The organism is Actinoallomurus sp. NPDC050550, from assembly GCF_040655075.1.
Lineage (GTDB): Bacteria > Actinomycetota > Actinomycetes > Streptosporangiales > Streptosporangiaceae > Actinoallomurus.
Genome location: NZ_JBFAJC010000046.1, coordinates 56,780 through 78,237, shown reverse-complemented (window position 1 = coordinate 78,237; position 21,458 = coordinate 56,780). Strand labels below are relative to the sequence as shown.

Here is a 21,458-nt window from a genome sequence, read left to right as displayed (position 1 = left end):
ACGGGCTTTTTCGTGCTGCCTCGGCAGTGACGAAACCTTGTCATCCCCCCTGTGAGGTTCACTGTGATCGAACGAACCGGCTCCGACCGAACGCCTTCCGGAAACCGGCTCGCCCCCTCGGAAACACCCCTCGTACCCCGTCAGTGCGATTCCCTCGTGCCCGGCCACACCGAAACCGTGACCGGGCCGAAGCGGCGGAATGCCAGACGCCTCCACGAGTTCTTCGAGGCGAGCCGCGACGCCGCGCCCGACGCGGTGGCGCTGGAGTGTGACGGCGAGCGGTTGACCTACCGGGAACTGGACGAACGCGCCGACCGGCTGGCTAGCCACCTGTCCGGCCGGGGCGTCACGGCCGGCGACCGGGTCGGCATCCTCCTCCGGCGCTCGACGATCCTCTACGTCGCACTGCTCGCCACGCTCAAGGCCGACGCGACTTTCGTCCCGATCGACCCCGCATCGCCGCCTGACCGCGTCGCGTACATGGCGGAGGACTCGGCGCTGGCGCTGGTCCTGTCGTCCTCCGACCTGGGGCCCTTGACCGGATGCCTTCCCTGTCCGGTGCTGGAGCTGGACACCCTGGGGGCGGCGGCCGATCCGCCCGTTCCCCGGCCCTCCCCCGGTCCGGAGGACGACCCGGCGTGCTACGTGATCTACACCTCCGGTTCGACCGGCCGGCCAAAGGGCGTCGAAGTGGCCCAGTCGAGCATCTGCAACTTCATCGAGGTCGTCTGCGACGTCTACGACGTACGACCGGCCGACCGGGTCTACCAGGGCATGACCATCGCCTTCGACTTCTCGATCGAGGAGATCTGGCCGACCTGGGCGGTCGGGGCCACGCTCGTGGCCGGGCCAACCGACGCACGGCGGATCGGATCCGGGCTCGCCGAGTTCCTGGCGGAGAACCGCGTCACCGTGCTCTACTGCGTCCCGACCGTCCTGGCGACGATCGACCAGGATCTGCCGCTCGTGCGGACGCTGCTCGTCGGCGGCGAGGCGTGCCCGGCCGAGCTGGTCGAGCGGTGGACGCGTCCCGACCGCAGAATGCTCAACACCTACGGACCGACCGAGGCCACCGTCACCGCGACCTGGGCCGAGCTGCGCCCCGGCCGGCCGGTGACCATTGGCCGGCCGCTTCCCACGTACCGCGTCACACTCCTCGACGAGAGCCTGCGGCCGGTGCCGGACGGCGCCGTCGGCGAGATCTGCATCGGCGGCGTCGGGGTGGCGCGTGGCTACCTGAACCGCCCGGAGCTGACCGCGGAGCGCTTCCTGGACGATCCGCGCGTCACCAGAGGAGGGCGGCTGTACCGCACCGGTGATCTGGGGCGCAGGCTGCCCGACAGCGAGATCGAATACCTCGGCCGGGCCGACAGCGAGGTGAAGATCCGCGGCCATCGGGTCGAACTCCAGGAGATCGAGAGCGTCATTCTCGAGGAGCCGGTGGTCACCGGCGCCGTCGTCACACCGCATCCCGGCGGCACCGACGAACTGGTGGCCTACGTGACCCGAGGGGACGCGGGCGTGGACCCGGACCTCGCGCCGCGCGTCCACGGACGCCTGGCCAAGCGACTTCCCGCCTACATGGTCCCGGCGTTCCTGGAGGTCGTCGGCTCCCTGCCGATGCTTCCCAGCGGGAAGGTCGACCGCAAGAGCCTTCCGGCGCCGAGCGGGAAGCGGCTGATCGCCGCCGGCGGGCCGGCGGTGCCCCCCACGACCCCGACCGAGCACCTGCTCGCCCAGGCGTGGGCGGCGGTGTTCGGGCTGGAGGGCGAGGACATCTCGGTGGAGGCCGACTTCTTCCTCGACCTCGGCGGGCACTCGCTGCTCGCCGCCCAGGCGGCGTCCCTCCTCCGGAAGGAGAAGGGTTCGGCGCACATCTCGGTCGCCGACATCTACGCGAACCCGTCGATCCGCGGGCTGGCCGGCCGCATCGACGCGGTCGCTCTCGCGGCACCTGGCGTCGCGGAGGACCGCCCAGAGCCCCTGAGGCACCGTACGGCGCGCGTCGCCGGTGCCGGCTTCGCGCAGTCCGTCATGATCTACCTGCTGCTCCTCGTGCTCGGGCTCCCGGTCGCGGTCGTCTTCGGCCTCAACCACGGCGCGCTGAACATGTCCACCCTGTGGGGGCTGGTGCTCACGATCCCGGTCACCCTCGTCGCCGGCCGGTTCGTACTGCCCGTCGTCGGCATCCGGCTGCTGTCACCCGGGCTGCGTCCCGGCACCTACCCGCTGTGGGGGACGACCTTCCTGCGCCTCTGGGCGGTGCAGGCCCTCGCCGCGCTGGCGCCGATCGGCACGCTGAGCGGATCGCCACTGCTCGCCCCGTACCTGCGGCTGCTGGGGGCGCGCGTAGGACGGCGCTGCCACGTCCTCACCGCCGGGCTGCCGGTGCCGTCCCTGCTGGAGATCGGCGACGACGCGTGCATCGGGTACGGCGCGCAACTGCAATGCTCTCTCGTGGAGCAGGGCCGTGTCGTCATCGACCGGGTCTCGGTGGGCGCCCGCGCCTTCGTGGGAGCGGGCGCGGTGGTGCAGCCCGCCGCCCGGATCGGCGACGACGCCGCGCTCGCCGAGATGTCCCTCGCCGCCCGCGGCCAGGCGATTCCGGCCGGCGAGTACTGGACCGGCTCTCCGTCGGCACGATGCGCCGAGCCGGATCCGCTGCTGCGGGAGATGGGCACGCGGGCGGCCCCGGACTGGCCGGGCGCCGCGTGGGCGGGCTTCGCGGCGGCGTGCGTCCTCCTCGACCTGCTGCCGCTCGTCGCCGTCGCGCCGGCGTTCGCGTTCACCGCGTGGACGCTGGGCAGCGGTGGCCGGACCGCGGGGCTGCTCGGCTCGCTGCTCTCCGGTCCGATGTTCGTGGCCGCCACCTGCCTGGCCGTCGCGGTGGGCAAGCGGCTGGTGCTGCGCGCGACGCCGACCGGAACACATCCGATCGCCTCGTCGCTCGGGTTCCGCAAGTGGATGAGCGACCGGCTGTTCCAGATCAGTCTCGCCACCACCAACGCGCTGTACGCGACCCTGTACACGGCGCCGTGGCTACGCGTGCTCGGAGCACGCATCGGCCGCCGTTCGGAGGTGTCGACCGCCTCGCACCTCGACCCGGACCTGCTGACCCTGGAGGACGAGAGCTTCATCGCGGACATGGCCGGCGTGGGCGGCGCCACCTACCACAACGGGTACGTGGCGCTCGGGCGCACGGTCGTAGGCCGCCGCTCGTTCGTCGGCAACGCCGCGCTTCTGCGGTCCGGCACGACCGTCGGCGACGGGTCGCTGGTCGGCGTGCAGACGATGGCGCCGCGCGACGGAGTGCCGGACGGCACCTCCTGGCTCGGTTCCCCGGCGATCCGGCTGCCGCGCCGGCAGGACAGCGGGAACTTCGGCGAGGAACTGACCTTCCGGCCGTCCCGGCTGCGAGTGTGCGAGCGGCTGGCCATCGAGTTCTGCCGCATCGTCGTCCCCGGGACACTGCTGGGCACGGTCGCCTACCTCATCCTCCTCGGCGACGCCTCCCTCGCGCGGACGCTCGGCATGGCCGGGGTGCTGCTGCTCTCCCCCGCGATCGCGCTGCTCGGCGGTCTCGGCACCGTGCTGGCCGTAGCGGCGCTGAAATGGCTCATCGTCGGGCGCTACCGGCCACGAGTCGAGCCGTTGTGGAACCGGTTCGTCCGCCGCACCGAGTTCGTCACGGCGCTGTACGAGACCGCCGCAGTACCGGCGCTCCTGGGCTCCCTGGTCGGCACCCCCATGCTCGGCTGGGCGCTGCGGTTGTTCGGCGTCCGCGTCGGCCGGCGGACCTGGATCGCGACCACCTACGTGACCGAGTTCGACCTGGTACACATCGGCGACGATGTCGCCGTCGGTAACGCCACCTCGCTGCAGACCCACCTGTTCGAGGATCGGGTCATGAAGATGTCCCACGTCCTGCTGGAGGCCGGGGCGAGCGTCGGTGCCCGGTCGGTCGTGCTGTACGACGGCGTGGTCGGCGAGGACGTGATCGTGGACGCGCTGTCGCTGGTCATGAAGGGGGAGCGACTTCCCGGCGGCACCGCCTGGTCCGGCATACCCGGCCGGCCCGCGACACCGCCCGCCGCCGTCTGATCGTCCCCGAACCGTGCCGGCCGTGACCACGGCGAGAAATCGCCTGGTCACGGCCGTGACCAGGCAGGCGCGATGGGGCGGTGGAAGCAGGATCACTTGCCCGCTTGCACAAGTATCCGCTATCAAGGGCATTTGCCGCCGAGGAGTCCGGACAGATGCGGGGAGCGGACGTCCCGAACTCCGGCCGGCACCGTGTTGGGCGCCCCGACGCGGATCCCCACTGGAAGGGTTGTGCCGATGACCGACCAGCCGTCAGAGCACCAACACGGAGCGCACTATCTGACCGAGGTGCTGCGCCGACAGACGGCCCATCTGGAGAAGGTCCTTCATGCCGACGCGCACCTGCCCGATTGTTTCCAGGATGTCCATCTACCGGCGTGGCTGCGCTGCACCGAGGGAGAACAGCGACTACCGGTCACGATCACCGTGGTCATCGCGATCTTCTTGCAGGCCGTACTGCCACACCGGTTCGCGCTGCAACCGCACTACCTACTCCCCGGCCTGGAAGCGGTGCTGGCGGGCGGCCTGGTGGCGGCGAACCCACGACGGATCAACCGGCAGTCCCGGGCACTGCGTGGCATGAGCCTGGTGCTGATCGGCGTGATCACCGTGGCCAACACCTACTCGGCCATCAGGTTGGTCTGGGAATTGGTCGGAGGAAGGGCCGGAGAGAGCGCGGGACCACTTCTGGCGACCGGCACGGCCATCTGGGGCACCAACGTCATCGTCTTCGGACTGTGGTACTGGGAACTGGACCGCGGCGGCCCGGTGGCCCGTGCCTTGGGACACCGCGCGCATCCGGACTTCTTGTTCACCCAGATGCAGGCACCGGAGATGGCTCCACCGGACTGGGAACCCGCCTTCCTGGACTACCTCTACCTGTCGTTCACCAACGCGACCGCGTTCAGCCCGACCGATGTGATGCCGCTTGCCCGCTGGGCCAAGATGACCATGCTCGTCCAGTCCGCGGTCTCCATCGTCGCGGTCGCCCTGGTGGTCGCTCGCGCCGTGAACGTCCTCAAGTGAGCACGACGCCTGCTCCTCAGGAAATCCTCAGCACTTCCGAAGGCGAGTTCCAAGTGGCGGGGCGATAGTGAAGCGTCGTGGCTGACAGCACAATAGATCTGCCGTTGGAAGGCACCAGCGGCCAGGACAGCGGGTTCTCCCCGCACGACCGGCGCACCGGCTTCCGCTGGAGACCGTGGTCGTCTCCAGCGGACCAACCCGGTTACGCGCGTCCGGCGCTCCTGTTGATCGCAGCCGCGGCGGCCGTGTTGTTCGCCTGGGGCATCGATCACACCGGCTATCACGTGTTCTACGCGAACGCCGCGCGGAGCATGTCCGAGAGCTGGCGGGGTTTCCTGTTCGGCTCATTCGATCCCGGCAACTCCATCACCCTCGACAAGCTCCCGGGCTTCTTGTGGCCGCAGGCACTGTCCGCGCTGATCTTCGGTTTTCATGCCTGGGCGCTGGAGCTTCCCCAGGTGGTCGAGGGCGTGCTGTGCGTCCTCGTCCTCTACCGCGTGGTGCGGGTCTGGGCGGGCGTGCCCGCCGCACTGCTGGCCGCCGCGGCGTTCACGCTGACGCCGGTCACGGCCGGGGTGTTCCGTACGCCCGCTGAGGACGCGGCGCTGACGCTGCTCCTTCTCCTGGCGGCGGAGGCATCCCAGCGCGCGGCACGCACCGGGCGGCTGCGCACGCTCGTCATGGCCGGTGTCTGGGTGGGGTTGGCCTTCCAGGCGAAGATGCTCGAGGCATGGGTCGTGCTGCCGACTCTCGCCGTCACCTTCCTGGTGGCCGCGCCCACGCCCCTGCGACGCCGCCTCACGCGCCTGGTCATCGCGGGCGTGGTGATGACCGCCGTCTCGGCGTCATGGATCATCGTGGCCACCCTGACCCCGGCGAACGACCGACCCTACGTCGACGGCACCACCGACAACTCCGCCTTCGGCATGGTCGTCGGCTACAACTTCCTCAACCGGTTCGGATCCGTGGGACTCAGCGCGGACGGCACGGGAAGCGTGACCTCGGCGCAGGGCCACGGTGGCGGTAACCGCCGCGGCTCCTTCGGGCGTACGGGCGCGAACCCCGGTGGCATGAACCCGAGCGGTATGGGCGAGCGCTCCGGCCGTACGGGCGCGGGCTCCGGGGGATTTGCTCCGGGAGCCGGCTTCGCGAACGGCCGTGCTCAGCGACCCGCGCAGGGGATGGGCGGGCGCGGGTTCGGCGAGCAGGAGGGGTGGAACAAGATGGTGACCCCCGCCATCGCCTCGCAGACCGGGTGGCTTTATCCGCTCGCGCTGGTAGCCCTGGTGGTGGGCCTGGCATGGCGTCGCCGTGAGCCCAGGACGGACGGGCTGCGCGCCGGATACCTCCTGTGGGGTCTGTGGTCTGTCTCTTTCTTCGTCGTCTTCAGCGCCGGGAGCGTCGGTGGCCACATGTACTACATGGGCGTCGTCGACGTGGCGCTGGCCGCACTGTCCGGCGCGGGTCTCGTGGCGATGTGGGAGGCGTTCCGAACGTCCGGGCGGCGTGCGGTCGCCCTGCCCCTGGCGCTGATCGGCACCGTGGCGTGGGCCGTCTACCTGACATGGAATTTCCCGACCGTCCGATCGTGGCTCGTACCTACCGTGATCGGGATTGGCGTGATCGCCCTCGTTCTGCTCGCCGCGTGGCGATGGGGCGGGCTCCGCCGTCGCCTCGTCCCGGCCACGCTGGTCACCGTTGTCGCCGCGACCCTCATCGCGCCGGGAGCGTGGGCGTCATCGGTGTTCACCTCCGCCCAGCACGGCGCGTCCGGCATGGGAGCCATCGGGCCCGCACAGCGCGGGGGCGGTATGACACCGCTGTGGCTCACCGGCGCGATGGGCGCGGCGAGGCGCGGGGGTGCCCGCGCGATGGGCGCGGCGAGAGACCGGGGCGCCCGTGGCATGCGGTTCGGGGATTCCTCCGGGAAGCTCACCGCCGACCAGTTGGCTCTGCTCACCTACGTGCGGGCACATCGAGGCGGCGCGAAGTACCTGTTCGCGACGGATGGTTGGTCGGCCGCCTCTCCCTACATCCTGGGCGCCGGGGCCTCCGTCCTGCCCATGGGCGGGTTCACCGGCCAGGTGCCGTTCCCGACCCTGGACCACTTCCGACAGCTCGTCGACCACGGAGACCTGCACTATGTGCTGCTCGGCGGCGGCGAGGGCCGACGAGGCGGTGGTGCCGCTCAGGTCGCGGCGATCACCTCCTGGGTGAGCACCGCGTGCACGGCCGTACCCGCCAGTGCGTACGCGGGCTCCGCATCCGAGGACCCGTCCGCTCCGGCGTTCTTCGGTGACGCCACGGCGGCGCAGCGGCTCTACCACTGCGGCTGAACCCGAAGGTCGCGGGACAAGCCGACTTGCGGGGCGCGGCGTCATGACAGGACATAAGGCGGCTGGTCGTCAACGGCGAACTCGACGGCCGTCCGGGCAGGGAAGGTTGCCGCGAGCGGTGTCGCTCGGTCGCGGATTCACCCGTGAGTATTGGTCGCCCATGTCGCATCGTGGCCGTTGTAGATCACCAGGTTTTCGTCGGCCTGGAGCACCAGCGTCGCGCCATCGTGGCCGAACGTGCCCGACGCCCAGACCGCCTCTTTGCCGGCGTAGACGACCAGATTGCCGTCGGCCTGGAACTCGGCGTACGCACCGGCCTGATGCGTCCCGGTGGACCAGATGATCGCGCCGCTCGTGCCGCGCAGCACGAGGTCGCCGCCCGTCTGCATCGTCAACGCGAGGCGGTTCGTGCGCAGGGTCTTACCCGGGTTGAGGCCGTATGGCGCATGCACTTCGAGTGCCCACGGATTCCCGCCCGACATCGGCTTCTCACCCGCCGGAACGCCCTTGCGGGCCGCTCTGCTCGAGGGACCGCCCTTGTGGGCCGCATCGGCGCGAGGTGAAGGCTTGCCGGGTGCCCTGGGCTCGGCGCTCTTGGTGGCCGCCGGTTTGTGCGTCGGTTGTGCGGAGGGTGTCGAGGTCGGGGTGGCCGACGGGGACGTGGAGGTGTACGCGCCCGGCGGAGGTTGCTGGCCGTTGCCGGACAGCACCCTGTCGGCCGCAGCCGAGGTGGGGTGTTTCCTGGCGTGGTGCGAGCCCGTGCCGATCAGCAGGATCGGGACCGCGAGCAGGACGGCCCCGCCGATCGCGACCGCGGCCAGCACGGGTTTCTTCGGCCGGTCCGGCGGCATCTCCTCGGCGTTCACCGCACCGATCTGCGGTGCGACCGCCACCGCGGCGTCCGTGTCCGGGGCGGGGTCCTCCTGCTCCTTCGCCGCCGACGGTGTGTCCTTCGGCCGCTCTTGGGTCTCGCCGGCCTTCTTCTCCTCGGTGGCGGACCGGTCGCCCTCATGGGCCGGCTCGGCGCCGCCGGCCGGCGCCAGGTCTCCGGCCTCTTCGATGTCCGCCTTGGGCAGTTCCACCGGCCGGCGGATACCGAGCGACTCCGCGCGTTCGCCGGGTCCTGACTGCGAAGACAAGATCGCTCTCCTTAGGTCTGAATCAGATCGCGGGCGGCGCCGGGTCCAGCGGCGCGCCGGCCAGGTGCTGCGGGACGTCCCTCCCGCTCAGGGCACATGCCGACGCAGGTATCGGCGGCAGGCCGACTCCTCGGTAAGGCATACGAATCCCACCGCATTCGGGTTCACCACCGGACGGCTCCGTTTTCGGGCGAATACGACCGATCTCGCCCGAGTACGCCCGGCGACTCGGGGGCGACGGGGATTGATACGCTCGCGGCTGGCATGAACTGATGCGAGGTGCCCCCACGAGGGGAGAATCGGGAAGCCGGTGAAATTCCGGCACGGGCCCGCCGCGGTAACCGGGGAGCCGCCGTCCACGCGCGCACGCGCAGCCACTGGCCGCCAGGCCGGGAAGGCGGATGGTCAGGCATCGATCCGGAAGTCCGAAGACCGGCCTCGCTCCATCGGCCACCGCCAAGGTGGCCTGACGCAGCGGGAGCCTGCCCATGAACGCCGACATCTACGACGTGGTCCACCGTCGCCGTGACGTGCGCGCCCAGTTCACCGGCGCGCCGATACCAGAAGACGTCCTCCACCGGATCCTGACGGCTGCGCACGCCGCGCCCAGTGTCGGGCTCTCCCAGCCCTGGGACTTCATCATCGTGGCGGACCCGGCCGTCCGGCGCGCCTTCTACGACCACGTCCAGCACGAACGCACCACGTTCGCCGCCACCCTCACCACGGCCGCCGCCGACCGTTTCGCCCGGATAAAGATCGACGGTGTACTGGAGAGCAGCCTGTCGATCGTGGTCACCTACGATCCCGACCGGGGCAGCCCCGCGGTCTTGGGCCGACACGCCATCGCCGACGCGGGACTGTACTCGGTCTGCCTGGCCATCCAGAACCTGTGGCTGGCCGCCACCGCCGAGAACCTGGGCGTCGGCTGGGTGTCCTTCTACCGCGAACGGCACCTGCGTCAGTTGCTCGGTATCCCGACCGGGATCCGGCCCGTCGCCTGGCTGTGTGTAGGGCCGGTCACCCATCTGGAAGCCGTGCCGGATCTCGAACGGCACGGCTGGCGCCACCGCCGCCCCTTGGAGGCCGCGATCCATCACAACCGCTGGTGAGCCCCGCAGGGCGTCATCGTCGGTCACCGCGGGTTCGTAACGCCCCACGCGCACGGTTTACGAAGGGCATGCAGCCGGATCGACGGCAGGCCACTGAATCCGGATCGCGGGGTCGCGCTCAGCCCGTTTCGGCCTCGGTCCGTGGTGCTCGAGTCAGGGTGAGAGCACTACCTGCCACGCCGATAACGATGATCGCGATGGCCACGCTGATCCCGCCCTCATGGTCCCAGTAGACGTCCTTGAGCTCGATCAGCAGAGCGGCCTCGTCGACGACAAGAGCGAGCCCGATGCCGAAGGCCAGGCCCATCCACATGCGCCAGCGAGGGGAGCGCTCGACGAGCCCGCATGCTCCCACAGCGATCAGCGCCAAGATGCCCCAGATGTAATGGTGGATGTGCACGCCACCGACCCGGACATTGCCCAGCCCGGCGACGTGGACGTGGATCGCCCAAGTCAACAGGCGCAGCCCGGCGAACGTCGCGGTGAATCCCCACCAGGCCAGCACCAACCCACGCCGGGTCGGATGAACCTCCCGCAACCGGCGTGGGCCACGCTGTTCCAAGCGGCGGGCCTTGTGGTCTCGCGGCACCTGTTCGGTCACTCGGCGAGCGTACTTCGGCGCATCGACTCTTCGCGGTCACGGCGGCCGGCTGTACCCGGTAAGACGTAGGGCCGGGAAGCTCTCAGTCCTAAGGTGCTGGTATGACCTCCGAATCCGGCGGCATCATCCTTGAGATCGATGGCATGAGGCTGATCGGGGACCAGACTGTAAAGCATCGATCGGCGCGGATTCGGGGAGGCATAGGGTGCGAGACCATCCGGGGCGATGGCTTGTCATCCTGGTCGCGGCCGTCGCCGCGGTGTACTGGGTGCTGACACACGGCGAAGATAATTCCGGCGGCGTGCGACCGACCGGGTCCGGCAGGTCGGGCGTCGCATCGACACCGAGTGGCAAGGCGCCTGGCCGATCGGATTCGACGTCGGCTTCGAACGACCCCGCGCGCTTTGCCGCACAGGTCATCAAGCACGCACGCGAGGCCAGGATCAGCCCGAAACTGCTGATGGCGATCCTGTACAACGAATCGGACAAGCCACACGACCCTGGCTTCGAACGCGCCTGGCAGAAGATCAAGCCAGATGCCGCGTTCGGCATCGCCGACATGCACAAGCCCGCGTTCAATGAGACCAAACACGGCCGCAGCTTCGCCGACCGCCGCTGGGAAGAACTCCCTGACGACCCCGACCTCGCGATCACTGCTGCGGCCTGGTATCTGCATGATCTGGCTACCGACCTGCCTGCCAAATGGTCCGGGCCGTACACCCGAAATGAGTTGCTGGCCCTCGGCTACAACGCCGGGCCCGGCGCTATGAGAGCATTCGCCCGAGGCGCCAAGCCTGGTGACATCGCCCAGTCCTATCTGGAACGCCTACGTGGGAACTGGGCAACGGCCGGACAGGCCCTCCGCCGTTAGCAGTGAGCATTTTGAACAGTGTCCGGCGATGTTCAGCCGGTACGCACTATCTGCGTCATGCCTTCGTCCTGGATCGGTTGAGGTGCGGGCCGTCGGGCCGCGTCGCTGATGCGGATGAGGATGGCGATGAAGATCCAGTTCGACAACAGCGCCGATCCGCCTTGCGCCAGGAAGGGCGTTGTGACGCCGGCGGTCAGTGGGATGAGCCCGGTGACGCTGGCGACGATCAGGAAGACCTGAAGGGCGAAGATGAAGGAGATCCCGCCGGTGAACAGTTTCAGGAACGGGTCGCGAATGAGGAGCGCGGCCTTCATGCCGCGCTCCACGATCAGCGCGAAGACCAGCAGGATCACCATCAGTCCGGCGAGTCCCAGTTCCTCGCCGAAGGAGGTGAAGATGTAGTCGGCGTAGCTGACCGGGGTGAGGTACGGCTGGCCCTGCCCGAGCCCGGTGCCCAGCACACCGCCTTGCGCCAGGGAGAACATCGCTCGCATGGGCTGGCCGCTGTCGGCGTAGTGGCCGCCCAGGGCGGCGCACTTGCTCACGAAGTCGGCCGTGTCCGACGTCGCGTGGATGAGGGAGGCCTGGGTCTGCTGGTTGATGACCTTGCCGCCGATGGCGCAGCCGCCGTCGAAGTACGCTTTCGGGTTCGACCATACGGTGAACCGCTGGTTGACGTGGCCGAGGAAGGGTAGCTGGGTCGCCGCGAAGGCACCCGCGGAGAACAGCCCGAGGCCGATCAGCACCCACGAGACCCGCGCGGTCGCGATGTAGAGCATCGCGATGAACAGTCCGAAGAACAGGACGCCCTGGCCGAGGTCCTTCTCCAGTACGAGGACCGCCACGCTGATCAACCAGATCACCAGGATCGGCCCCAGATCCCGGCCGCGCGGCAGCGCGAGAGGGCCGATCCGTCTGCCGACCAGGGACATCGCGTCGCGTTTGGAAACCAGGTAGCCGGCGAAGAAGACGATCAGGGCGATCTTGGCGAACTCCCCGGGCTGGATCGAGAACCCGCCGAGCCGTAGCCAGACCTTCGCGCCGCCCGCACCACTGATGGAGGACGGCAGTAGCCCGGGCAGGATGAGGAAGAACAGGCCGACCGCGCCGATGGTGTACCGGTAGCGCTGCAGCACCCGGAGGTCACGCAGCACCAGCAGCACCACCGCGAAGAACACGATGCTGATGGCGGTCCACATGAGCTGGTTCGCCGCCGAGGCGTTGATCGGGTAGCACTGCTGGCCTGCTGCCTTCGCCGCGACACAGTTCTTGCTGTGCTGTAGGTCGAGCCGGTAGATCATGGCCAGCCCGAGCCCGTTCAGGAACACCGCGAACGGGAGAAGGAGCGGGTCGGCGTACGGAGCGAACCTGACCACGATCACATAAGCGACCCCGACAAGGACAGCGAGCCCGCCACCGTATCCGAACATCCCAGCCGGCAGTTGCCCGTCCCGCGCCAGCCCGACCTGCGCGAACGCGGCCAGCGCGACCGTCACGGCGAATCCCAGCATCACGAGCTGGGCACCACGGCGAGGGCGACCCGCTACGTGAACTTCAGGCTCGGCATCCACTAGCACTTCCTCATCTTCCTGGCGACACGCCGGCGGAGCGCCGGTAAGCATGGCGGCCTTCATCGCCGGCCAGAAGACCGGTCACGATGTGCCGCACGCCATCACCTGCCAGGCCTTGGGCGTCTCGCAGCCGTGGTTTTCTCCAAGTGCGGTCCAGCAACGGCCCTACGCGGCGGCACAAGCCGCATGACAACGGACGCCCGCACCTCGGGGGAAGCTCAGGAGATCATGACCCCGACCCGTCACCGCACCCGAGGGATAATTGCCGCACGAACTGCCGCCTTACCGCTGGATGGCGCGTCGGCGACATAACTTAGCCGGGCCAGTGTTAACCCCAGGGAAGAGCTGGGTTAGCGAACGGTGACCAAACATCCGCGGATCGGCAGCTCGCGAGCCTGCGTGTACGCCTTCGATGGCCATGAGCTGCCGTATCGAGTGGGCCACCACTTTCTTATCCTGACAAGGTGAGCGACATATCTTAGATCGGCAACAGACGTATAAGCCTCCGCTAACCGGGCACTAATTGCCGCTCCCCGAAACTGCCGTTTCATCGACCGCCCTGATGGTGCGGTCTCCGAAGAGATGGAGGACTCGTATGGCATTCGCGAAGAAAGCCGCCCTTGTCGTTACGGTCGGAGCGGGCGCGGCACTGGCGTTCGGCGCGCCGGCGATGGCCGCCGCGAAGCAGAGCGTCACTCTCAAGGCGAACAAGGCCACGGTGAAGGTGAGCAAGGAGATCACTCTGCACGGGAAGTTCTCCCCCGAGCGGAAGAAGGTCACCTACGTCGCCGTACTGAAGACCAGGGACGCCAAGGGACACTGGGTCCCTGCCAAGGGAGTCGTCCCCCGCAGGCTCAGCAAGGCCGGCACGTTCACGTTCGATGTCAAGGCCGCCAAGCACCGTGGGGCGGAGACCTTCGAGGTCGTCATCGACAGGGTCAAAGGCGCGAAGGTCACCGTCGTCGCCACGTCCAAACCGGTGACGGTCAAGGTCGTCAAGTAGACCCCTTATCGTGCGATCGGGGCTACGACCCCGATCGCACGATCACCATTGTGAGGTCACACGATGCGGCCGTTCGATCCTGAGAGGCCGGGGAATTACACCATGACGTCCGGCCGATGGTGGTGAGCGCGCCGTCGTTCAGTTCTTGCGGCACATGCCGGCGAGCAGCCATCCCGAAGGTTCCGTCAAGGCCCGGTCGGGCCGCCAGTGCGTGGGCAGAACCAGCCCGGGCTCGATGAGGTCGAGATCGCCGAGCAGGCCCGCGATCTGCTCGCGGTCGCGCAACGCCACCGGCACACCGGCACTCTCGGCCAGCCCGTTCAAGAAGGCCAGATCCTCTGGGCCCTGCCCTTCAGAGGTGAAGTGGCAGATCGCCAGATGACTCCCAGGAGACATGACGTCGCTGAACGCGGACACGATCCCGGCAGGATCCTCTTCATCGAAGACGTAGTGCAGGACCGCGACCATCAACACTCCCACCGGCCGGCTGAAATCGATCAGCCCCGTCACCTCCCGGCAGGACAGGATCTCCTCCGGACGCCGGATGTCGGCCTGAACAGCGGTCGCGGTGCGGGAGCTGGACAACAGCGCCTGAAAGTGGGTGACCGGGACCGGATCCTTGTCGACATAGACGACCGTGGCCTCTGGCTCCGCCCCGTGCACCACTTCATGGACGTTGCCGCGTCCCGGCAGCCCACAGCCCAGGTCGAGAAACTGCCGGATCCCGACCGAGAGCATGTGACGTACGGCCCGCCGCATGAACTTGCGGTTCTCCCGCACCGCGTTGATCGCCACCGGCAACGCGGCCCGGATCTGCTCCGAGACATCCCGGTCAGTCGAGTAATTATCCTTCCCACCGAGCGCATAGTTGTACATCCGCGCATCATTCGGCGCGGTCGGATCTACATCCCTCGGCAAGGGTTCACGGTCAGCGATGACAGAGTCCTTCGCGATCCGGAAGCGGGATGAAGAGCCTAACGCGGCCACACCCGCGATGAGCAGTCAATGGCAATTTGTCCGATAAATGTCGTTGACTGCGCGGCAACACCATCGGTGGCATCGAGTGCCCAGCCCATGGCTGCCGCGGCACTGGCGGACTCCTCGGCCGTGACCACCACGAACGCGCCACCGGCGTGGCGGATGGCAACGCTGCGCTGGAGCGGCGGGGCTCAGCGGGCGAGGCCGTGCTGCCACGCCCAGGCGGCGATCTCGACGCGGTTGCGGGCCCGGAGTTTCTCCTGGACGTGCATGAGGTGCGACTTGACCGTTCCGACGGTGATGGCGAGCTCCGTGGCGATCTCGACGTTCGTCCGTCCTCTGGCCACCTTGGCGACGACCTCACACTCTCGGGACGTCAACGCCTCCGCGGTCCGCCCGCCGCGCCCGTCCTCGCGGGCCGACGCCGGCGACCCGAATTCCGATGACGGGACGGCGTGCGCGAAGCGTTCCAGCAGCCGTACCGTCACCGAAGGCGAGATGAGCGCGCCGCCGTCCACCGCGGCGCGTACGGCGTCGACGAGGAAGCGCGGGCCGGAGTTCTTCAGCACGAACCCCGCGGCGCCCGCGCGCAGCGCTTCGTAGACGTAATCGTCGCTGTCGAACGTGGTCACCACGATGATCTTGGTCTCCCGGGTCTGCGGGGAGCTGAGCAGGGTGCGAGTGGCGGTCAGGCCGTCGATCTTGGGCATCCGGATGTCCATCAGGCACACATCCGGGCGCAGCCGCTGCACCAACTCGACCGCCTGCGCGCCGTCGGCCGCCTCGCCGACGACCTTGATCCCGTCCTGCGCCTGCAGGATCAGGCAGAACCCGCTGCGGACCATCTCCTGGTCGTCGGCGACCAGAACGCTGATGGCCACGCGGTCAGCTCCTGGGCAGGGACGCCGACAGCTCCCAGCCGCCCTCCGGCTGCGCCCCCCAAGTACAGCTCGCCGCCGAGCCCCTCCACGCGCTCGGACAGGCCCAGCAGCCCGAACCCGCTGCTGGCGAACCGGCGTCCGCGGCGTCCATGCCCGGCACCGTCGTTCCGTGCGAGGAGGAGGAATCCGGCGTAGCTGATGGTGAGTTTCAGCCGGGCGCTGAGCCCTGGGCGTCTATTCATGAGTGCTGCCAGTGCTGGACCCGAAGTTCAAGAACAAGCTGCAGACAGAACAACGTGGGGCCCTCCTCTTCCACCGGTCAGCTCGCTCCCAAGGTGGACAAGGGAGAACTGCTGGTCGCGAACGGCGACGTGCAGATCCAAGAATGAGGACAAGAACACGTCGTTGCCGGTGCAGCATTAACGCGCCCCGCCTGGATGTGTGGTAACGCGTCCGTGGTGAGGACCGTGCCGCCGCACAGCAACACCCGGTATCCAGCCATGACGGTTGTCACCATCAAGGCGGTAAAGCCGTTCCAGGAAAGCACAGACCAGACGGACGATCATCAGCCGAAATGATTGTGATCCGGCTTCTCGCTCGCCGATACTCGTCGATCACACCGCTGGACGCGGTGAAGGCGGGTCATGCGGCGGAGGTGTCGGCCGGCGCGGCGCGCCCGCCGCACGACCTGCACGCTCGGCCACCGGTCGAGCTGGCAGAACCGAGTTAACATCTGATTCTTCTTGACCGGACGAAACGCTGCGTGACAAGGAGCTAGGCGGAAATGGGCATCGAGGCAAGCCACGTCGGCGTCGTCGGGGGCAGCATCGCCGGCTGCGCGGCAGCCATCGCCCTCCGGCGGGCGGGCTGCGAGGTCACCGTCTTCGAGCGCAGCCCCGACCGGCTGCGCGATCGCGGCATCGGCCTGCCCGTGTCGCAGCGCGATGAGTTCGCGGCGGCCGGGTACCTCGATGCCGCGCTGCCCGCACATCAGACCTGGGAACGCCTCTGGATCGTGGACGACCCTGGCTCGCCCAGTGCCTCCAAGACCGGACGGATCGCGGGGCGCCAGCCGTTCGTGGCCGCGCTCAACAACTGGGGCATCCTGTGGCGCAACCTGCGTGCGGGCGTGGCCGAAGGGGCATATCGGCAACCGGTCACGGTCACGGACATCGAGGCCGACGCTGACGGGGCCACGATTGTCACCGACTCCGGGCATCGCCACAGGTACGACCTGGTGGTGGGCGCCGACGGCTATCGGTCCGGTGCCCGTCGCCATGTAGGCGACGGGACCGGGCCCGACTACGCCGGTTATGTGCTCTGGCGCGGCAGTTATTCCGAGAGCAGGCTGCCGGGCCGACTGCCGAGCGAGTTCGAGCACGCGATGTCGATAGTGTGCTTCCCGGGCGGCCAGGGGGTCTTCTACCTGATCCCTGACTTCGTCGGGGAACAACGGCGAATGAACTGGGCGGTTTACGGCGCCCTGCCGGAACGGCTGCGCTTCGACGATCCCACGTCCTTGCCACCAGGGTCGGTGGGCGACGACGTCGCGGCCGTCCTCGACCACATCCTCGCCACGCACTTCCCTCCGTACTGGGCGGACGTCGTCCGTCGCACCACCCGGGACGAACTGTCCGCCCAGCCCATCTACGACGTGACGGCGTCCACCTATGTGGCGGGCCGGCTGCTGCTGATCGGCGATGCCGCCGCTGTCGCACGACCGCACACTGGCGCGGGCGCGGCGAAGGCGCTTGCTGACGCGAGGGCCCTGGAGCGTGCCTGCCGCGAACACGACACCTGGGAGCGGGCGCTCGCCGCCTACGACGAGGAGCGACGCGCGGCCGGCGAGGCCCTTGTCGGGCTCGGGCAGCGCTTGGGCGCGGCCCTGGTGGAACGGACGCCAACCTGGGATTCACTGACACCCGGCGAATTCGAGACGTGGATGCGGGCGATTCATCTCACGCCCTACGCCCGCTGAACGCGGGCCGCACAGTTCACCGAGGTCGCCAGTACTCCCGCTGGCGCACCGCCCATCTCCTGACCATGGAACGCCTCGTGGGCCACGAGCCAGAAGCCGGCGGCACGCCGGGCGCCGTGTGGCCGGGCCCGGCCACCGAGCACCGGTTCTTCCCCGAGTTGCGGGCCGCCCGCTCGAAAGCATGACGTCCCTTACGAGACCCATGGCATCGAGCCGTGTATTCGCCACCGAGTTCGTGATCGGCACGCCGGCGGGCCGGCCGCTCGAGCCGCGGCGGTCGTCTGCGCGACGAGCCGGGCGCGACTGGCCGCCGCTCAGTCCATGACCGCGCAGGTGCCCAGCAACGCGCGCATAGCACGCACGGCGTAGTGGGCGCGAAACTCGACCGTGCCCGGCGGAACGAACTCTCACCGTTCACCGGCCTCGACCGAACGCCTATGGAATACGTGCGGCAGACCCGAGCGGCACATGGGAATTCCGCTGTACACCCTGTCGGAGCTGCCCCCAGCCAAGCCAGTTAGCGCGCAGGTTGGACAACCTCTATTACTCCAACCCGACGGCCAGGCATTACTTGTCGCCTCAAGGCGGACGCCGTTTCCAGGGCAGCGTGACCGCAGTCCGCGATCATCAGTCGAAAAAGTTGCGATCCGACCTTCAGAGGATCGCGAGGAGTCGCACTCCTTAGCATGCGGACAAATGTATCCCGTGCAAGTCGCGGAGGGGAATCATGGACATTAGGTCACTTCGTTATGCGATCACGCTTGCGGAGGAGTTGCACTTCGGCCGTGCCGCCCAACGGCACTATATCGGCGCCCAACCGTTCGGCTGGCATATCAAGGAGCTGGAGCGTGAACTGGGCGTCCGGCTGTTCGAGCGCACCAGCCGGCGGGTCGCCGTGACCCCGGTGGGCAGGCGGGTCCTGGCAGAGGCCCGGGCCATCGTGGAGGCGGTGGACGCGCTCACCGACTCGCACCGTTGGGCCGAATCCGACGAGGAAGATCCGACTATCGGGGTCTTGGGGGGTGTGGTCGACAAGGCGCCGAAATTAACAGAGTCGACCGCGATGGTGTCACGCCACACCTCTCTGTATATGGATGCCCCAGCGATCGGTTCACCTCGATCACCAATGTCTCGCTGCCCTGCATGAACAGCCCGGCCGGCATCCTCGACCATCCCGCCGCGGACCGATGAGGATGGAATCAGCTCAGCTGTTGGGGTCGGCCGGGGTTTTGGCCTCGTCTGATTCGGCCCAGCGGCGCGGGGCGGTGAGCGCGTCGACCGCGTCCAGGATGGCCCGGGCCTCTGCCAGGACCCGCCTGCCCGCCGGGGTCACGGCGACCCGCCGGCTGGTGCGCTCGAACAGCCGGACGCCCAGTTCACGTTCCAGCTCCTTGATATGCCAGCCGAACGGTTGGGCGCCGATGTAGTGCCGTTGGGCGGCACGGCCGAAGTGCAAGTCCTCCGCAAGCGTGATCGCGTAGCGAAGTGACCGGGTGTCCATGCATTCCTCCGTGAATGCGGCTGAGGTCCAGGTTGCGATCGGCAGCGCCGAGTACTGCGGGGGGACACGGGGATCCAGCCGACGGCGCAGCAACTGGAGGAATCCAGCACTCTGCGGGACCTGGTTCCGGCGCTCAAGCGCGTCAGCGGTGACGACCGAGCGGAAGTCCGCCAGATGATCCTGGCCGGCAGCGGGACGCTGTCATGGAAGTGACAACGCTCACGCCTTCGACGAGGCGCGCAAGTGGCACACGGTCGCAGCGAATGGCCGGCGTGACTCTAAAACCACGAAAGGTCGACCGCGGTCAGTTTTCTCGGGACCGCAGACAGGCCGGGGACGACTTCAATCGCCGCCTTCTTCCGAAAACTGCAGCCGCCCCGCGGGCTCACTCAAGATGCGTGCGGTTCGATGAGTTGGACCAGTGCTTTGGCGTCCGCGGTGCTGTGCCGGGCCAGTTCGGTGAAGAAATGCGCCACGTGGTCGGTGGTCAGGTGGGCCCGGAACGCGTTGGTGTCGGTGTAGATCTCATAGAGGTGGAACACTGCGGGGTTCGCGACGTCGTGGAACGCCCGGAATTCCACACAGCCTGGCTCCTGGCGGACCGCGGTGGTCAGCGTCGCGATGGCGGCGGCGAGTTGATCTTCGTGGCCGGGGACCGCCCGGATGACGGCGATCATGGGTCGCCTGCCGGGCGGGAGGTCGTCGTTGACCTGGGGCATGAATTCCCGGCCGCCGGCCGGTGCGGCGTTCACGGGACCGTCACCGGGGTTCCGGGCAGGACCAGCCGGACGTTGATGTCCGGGGCGATTCTGGTGACCGCCTCGGCGTAGTGGCGGGGGTCGCGGTCGGCCTTGGTGATCATCTGGTCGCCCAGCCGGCCGCTGTGGAAGGCGTAGTGGTGCGGCACGGCCAGCGTCGGCCTGAGCGCGGCTGTCAGCTCGGCCGCTTGTTCGGCGTCCATGACGACCTGCCGCAGGTTCATCGGCCGGATGCACAGGCCGTTGGTCGGCAGGATGGCCAGGTCGATGTGGCCGAATCTGTCCGGGATGGTGTCCAGTTCCGGGACGCGCAGTGAGTCGCCGCCGAAGAAGACGGTGCGTCCGGCTGCCTGGATGACGAATGTGACCTCGTGAACGCCGTGTTTGCCGGGGGTCGCGGTCACGGTGAGGTCGCCGATGGCGGTGCCCTCCCATGCCTCGATGGCGCGGACGTCGCGGAATCCCTTATCCCGCGCGATGGTCGCGACGGTGCCGGGCCCGATCAGCGGTACGTCGAGGTCGAAACCGGCGGCGGTCAGGGCGTCGAGGTCACAGTGGTCGTAGTGCTCGTGGCTGACCACGACGGCGTCGATGCGGCCCAGGGTCTGGACCGTCGCGGCGACCGGTTCCCCCTGGTAGTAGGTCGCCGTCTGGGTGAACCACGGGTCGGTGAGGACGCGGAGCCGACCGATCTCGATCAGCTGGCAGGCGTGGCCGATCCGGGTCACCGTCAATGGAGTACTCATGAGGGAGCTTTCCTCTGCTTGGTCGGGGTGTCACAGGTCGCCGAGGTCGAGCAGCGCGCCGAGCAGTTCCTCGGGCGTCTCCACCTGGGGAAGGTGGCCGGTGCGGGGCAGCAGCGTGAACGTTGCCATGGGAATCGCGGCCGCATATGCGTGGCCGTACTCGGGGTCGACGATGCGGTCGCTTTCGCCCCACATGACGTGAACGGGGAGGTCGAGGTCCCTGAGCCGTTCGGCCAGCGTCGGGTCGGACATGACCGGGCCGGTGTAGCCGATCAGCGCCTGCACGTCCGGGCTCGGCCCGGTGCCGCCGGTGCTCGGCGGAGCGGGCGCCTTGTTCGGGTCGTGGAAGGAGTACGAGAGGATCTCCGCCGACGACAGGCCGCTGACGTCGGTCATCGGATGATCCTCGACCTCGATGCCGATCCCATCGATGATCACCGCGCCGCTGACTCGCGGGCTCTCCTGCAGGGCGATCTCGGCGGCGAGCCAGCCGCCGAAGGAGTTGCCGACAACGGTCACGTCGGTGAGGTCGAGCTGCTCCAGCATCGCGACGTAGGCCCGGGCCAGGTCGGTGACGCCGGTCAGCCCCGCGACCTTGGGCGTGCCGCCGAAGCCTGGGTGGGTGGGCAGCAGCACCCGGGAGTGGGTGCGCTCGGAGAGCAGGTCGGCGAATCCGGTCATCGTGCGCACGCCGCCACCGCCATGCAGCAGCAGGAACGGCCGGGTGCGGTCACGGTCCTGGACCGTCACCTCGACCGGGCCGACGGAGTCGACCGGGAGCGTACGGATGTCGGTGCGGATGGGCCGGAGGGTGCCGGCCGCGGTGAGAGTGCTCATGGTTCCTTCTCTCTGTGTGGTG

At 68.6% G+C, this 21,458-nt stretch carries 18 protein-coding genes and 1 riboswitch; of the genes, 9 read left to right on the top strand and 9 right to left on the bottom strand.

Annotation, left to right across the window (positions count from 1 at the left end; translation table 11 throughout):
- Positions 1–156 precede the first annotated feature (156 nt).
- The 3 genes from AB0I04_RS41570 to AB0I04_RS41560 all read left to right on the top strand — a co-directional run bounded on the left by AB0I04_RS41570 (position 157) and on the right by AB0I04_RS41560 (position 7,463).
- Complete coding sequence (locus AB0I04_RS41570; protein WP_360897843.1) at positions 157–4,101, top strand: Pls/PosA family non-ribosomal peptide synthetase; 3,945 nt, start codon at positions 157–159, stop codon at positions 4,099–4,101.
- A gap of 237 nt (positions 4,102–4,338) precedes the next feature.
- Positions 4,339–5,127, top strand: a complete 789-nt coding sequence (locus tag AB0I04_RS41565; RefSeq protein WP_360897841.1) for a hypothetical protein — start codon at positions 4,339–4,341, stop codon at positions 5,125–5,127.
- A gap of 77 nt (positions 5,128–5,204) precedes the next feature.
- Positions 5,205–7,463, top strand: coding sequence for a glycosyltransferase family 39 protein (locus AB0I04_RS41560; RefSeq protein ID WP_360897839.1), 2,259 nt, complete (start codon positions 5,205–5,207; stop codon positions 7,461–7,463).
- Between the two features lie 137 nt (positions 7,464–7,600).
- Here the strand turns inward: AB0I04_RS41560 and AB0I04_RS41555 are convergent, their stop codons facing one another.
- A complete protein-coding gene (locus AB0I04_RS41555; RefSeq protein ID WP_360897837.1) occupies positions 7,601–8,602 on the bottom strand; it encodes a hypothetical protein in 1,002 nt (333 codons plus the stop codon).
- 260 nt (positions 8,603–8,862) lie between these two features.
- A riboswitch (cobalamin riboswitch) is annotated at positions 8,863–9,058 on the top strand.
- A 32-nt stretch (positions 9,059–9,090) separates the two neighbouring features.
- Between AB0I04_RS41555 and bluB the strand changes: the two genes are divergently transcribed.
- Positions 9,091–9,711: a 5,6-dimethylbenzimidazole synthase gene (gene bluB / locus AB0I04_RS41550; protein ID WP_360897835.1), complete on the top strand. Its 621-nt coding sequence runs from the start codon at positions 9,091–9,093 to the stop codon at positions 9,709–9,711.
- 118 nt (positions 9,712–9,829) lie between these two features.
- On the opposite strand, the gene AB0I04_RS41545 is transcribed toward bluB, so the two are convergent.
- Positions 9,830–10,312 carry a hypothetical protein gene (locus AB0I04_RS41545; RefSeq protein WP_360897833.1) on the bottom strand — a complete coding sequence of 161 codons (483 nt, stop codon included), beginning with the start codon at positions 10,310–10,312 and terminating at the stop codon, positions 9,830–9,832.
- Positions 10,313–10,517: 205 nt separating this feature from the next.
- Between AB0I04_RS41545 and AB0I04_RS41540 the strand changes: the two genes are divergently transcribed.
- Positions 10,518–11,183: a transglycosylase SLT domain-containing protein gene (locus tag AB0I04_RS41540; RefSeq protein WP_360897831.1), complete on the top strand. Its 666-nt coding sequence runs from the start codon at positions 10,518–10,520 to the stop codon at positions 11,181–11,183.
- Between the two features lie 32 nt (positions 11,184–11,215).
- Here AB0I04_RS41540 and AB0I04_RS41535 read toward each other — a convergent pair whose 3' ends face one another.
- Entirely contained in the window at positions 11,216–12,694 is a 1,479-nt protein-coding gene (locus AB0I04_RS41535) for an FtsW/RodA/SpoVE family cell cycle protein (RefSeq protein WP_360897867.1), read from the bottom strand.
- Between the two features lie 109 nt (positions 12,695–12,803).
- Between AB0I04_RS41535 and AB0I04_RS41530 the strand changes: the two genes are divergently transcribed.
- Both AB0I04_RS41530 and AB0I04_RS41525 read left to right on the top strand, forming a co-directional pair.
- On the top strand, positions 12,804–12,944 hold the full coding sequence (locus AB0I04_RS41530) for a hypothetical protein (RefSeq protein ID WP_360897829.1): 141 nt from the start codon (positions 12,804–12,806) through the stop codon (positions 12,942–12,944).
- 405 nt (positions 12,945–13,349) lie between these two features.
- Positions 13,350–13,757 (top strand): hypothetical protein, encoded by a 408-nt coding sequence (locus tag AB0I04_RS41525; RefSeq protein WP_360897827.1) that lies wholly within the window; start codon positions 13,350–13,352, stop codon positions 13,755–13,757.
- A gap of 138 nt (positions 13,758–13,895) precedes the next feature.
- Here the strand turns inward: AB0I04_RS41525 and AB0I04_RS41520 are convergent, their stop codons facing one another.
- Positions 13,896–14,744: an SAM-dependent methyltransferase gene (locus AB0I04_RS41520; protein ID WP_360897825.1), complete on the bottom strand. Its 849-nt coding sequence runs from the start codon at positions 14,742–14,744 to the stop codon at positions 13,896–13,898.
- A 182-nt stretch (positions 14,745–14,926) separates the two neighbouring features.
- Positions 14,927–15,616: a response regulator transcription factor gene (locus AB0I04_RS41515; protein WP_360897823.1), complete on the bottom strand. Its 690-nt coding sequence runs from the start codon at positions 15,614–15,616 to the stop codon at positions 14,927–14,929.
- Between the two features lie 784 nt (positions 15,617–16,400).
- Between AB0I04_RS41515 and AB0I04_RS41510 the strand changes: the two genes are divergently transcribed.
- Both AB0I04_RS41510 and AB0I04_RS41505 read left to right on the top strand, forming a co-directional pair.
- Positions 16,401–17,594 (top strand): FAD-dependent monooxygenase, encoded by a 1,194-nt coding sequence (locus tag AB0I04_RS41510; RefSeq protein ID WP_360897821.1) that lies wholly within the window; start codon positions 16,401–16,403, stop codon positions 17,592–17,594.
- Positions 17,595–18,321: 727 nt separating this feature from the next.
- Positions 18,322–18,741, top strand: coding sequence for a LysR family transcriptional regulator (locus AB0I04_RS41505; RefSeq protein ID WP_360897819.1), 420 nt, complete (start codon positions 18,322–18,324; stop codon positions 18,739–18,741).
- Between the two features lie 57 nt (positions 18,742–18,798).
- Here the strand turns inward: AB0I04_RS41505 and AB0I04_RS41500 are convergent, their stop codons facing one another.
- From AB0I04_RS41500 to AB0I04_RS41485, 4 genes are all read right to left on the bottom strand, one after another.
- The gene (locus AB0I04_RS41500) at positions 18,799–19,095 is read right to left on the bottom strand and encodes a LysR family transcriptional regulator (RefSeq protein ID WP_360897817.1); all 297 of its coding nucleotides are present in this window, start codon (positions 19,093–19,095) and stop codon (positions 18,799–18,801) included.
- A gap of 389 nt (positions 19,096–19,484) precedes the next feature.
- Positions 19,485–19,847 carry an antibiotic biosynthesis monooxygenase gene (locus AB0I04_RS41495; RefSeq protein ID WP_360897815.1) on the bottom strand — a complete coding sequence of 121 codons (363 nt, stop codon included), beginning with the start codon at positions 19,845–19,847 and terminating at the stop codon, positions 19,485–19,487.
- Complete coding sequence (locus AB0I04_RS41490) at positions 19,844–20,599, bottom strand: MBL fold metallo-hydrolase (RefSeq protein WP_360897813.1); 756 nt, start codon at positions 20,597–20,599, stop codon at positions 19,844–19,846. Before AB0I04_RS41490 ends, AB0I04_RS41495 begins: the two co-directional genes overlap by 4 nt.
- Before the next feature lie 30 nt (positions 20,600–20,629).
- Positions 20,630–21,436: an alpha/beta hydrolase gene (locus tag AB0I04_RS41485; protein ID WP_360897811.1), complete on the bottom strand. Its 807-nt coding sequence runs from the start codon at positions 21,434–21,436 to the stop codon at positions 20,630–20,632.
- Between the last annotated feature and the right edge of the window lie 22 nt (positions 21,437–21,458).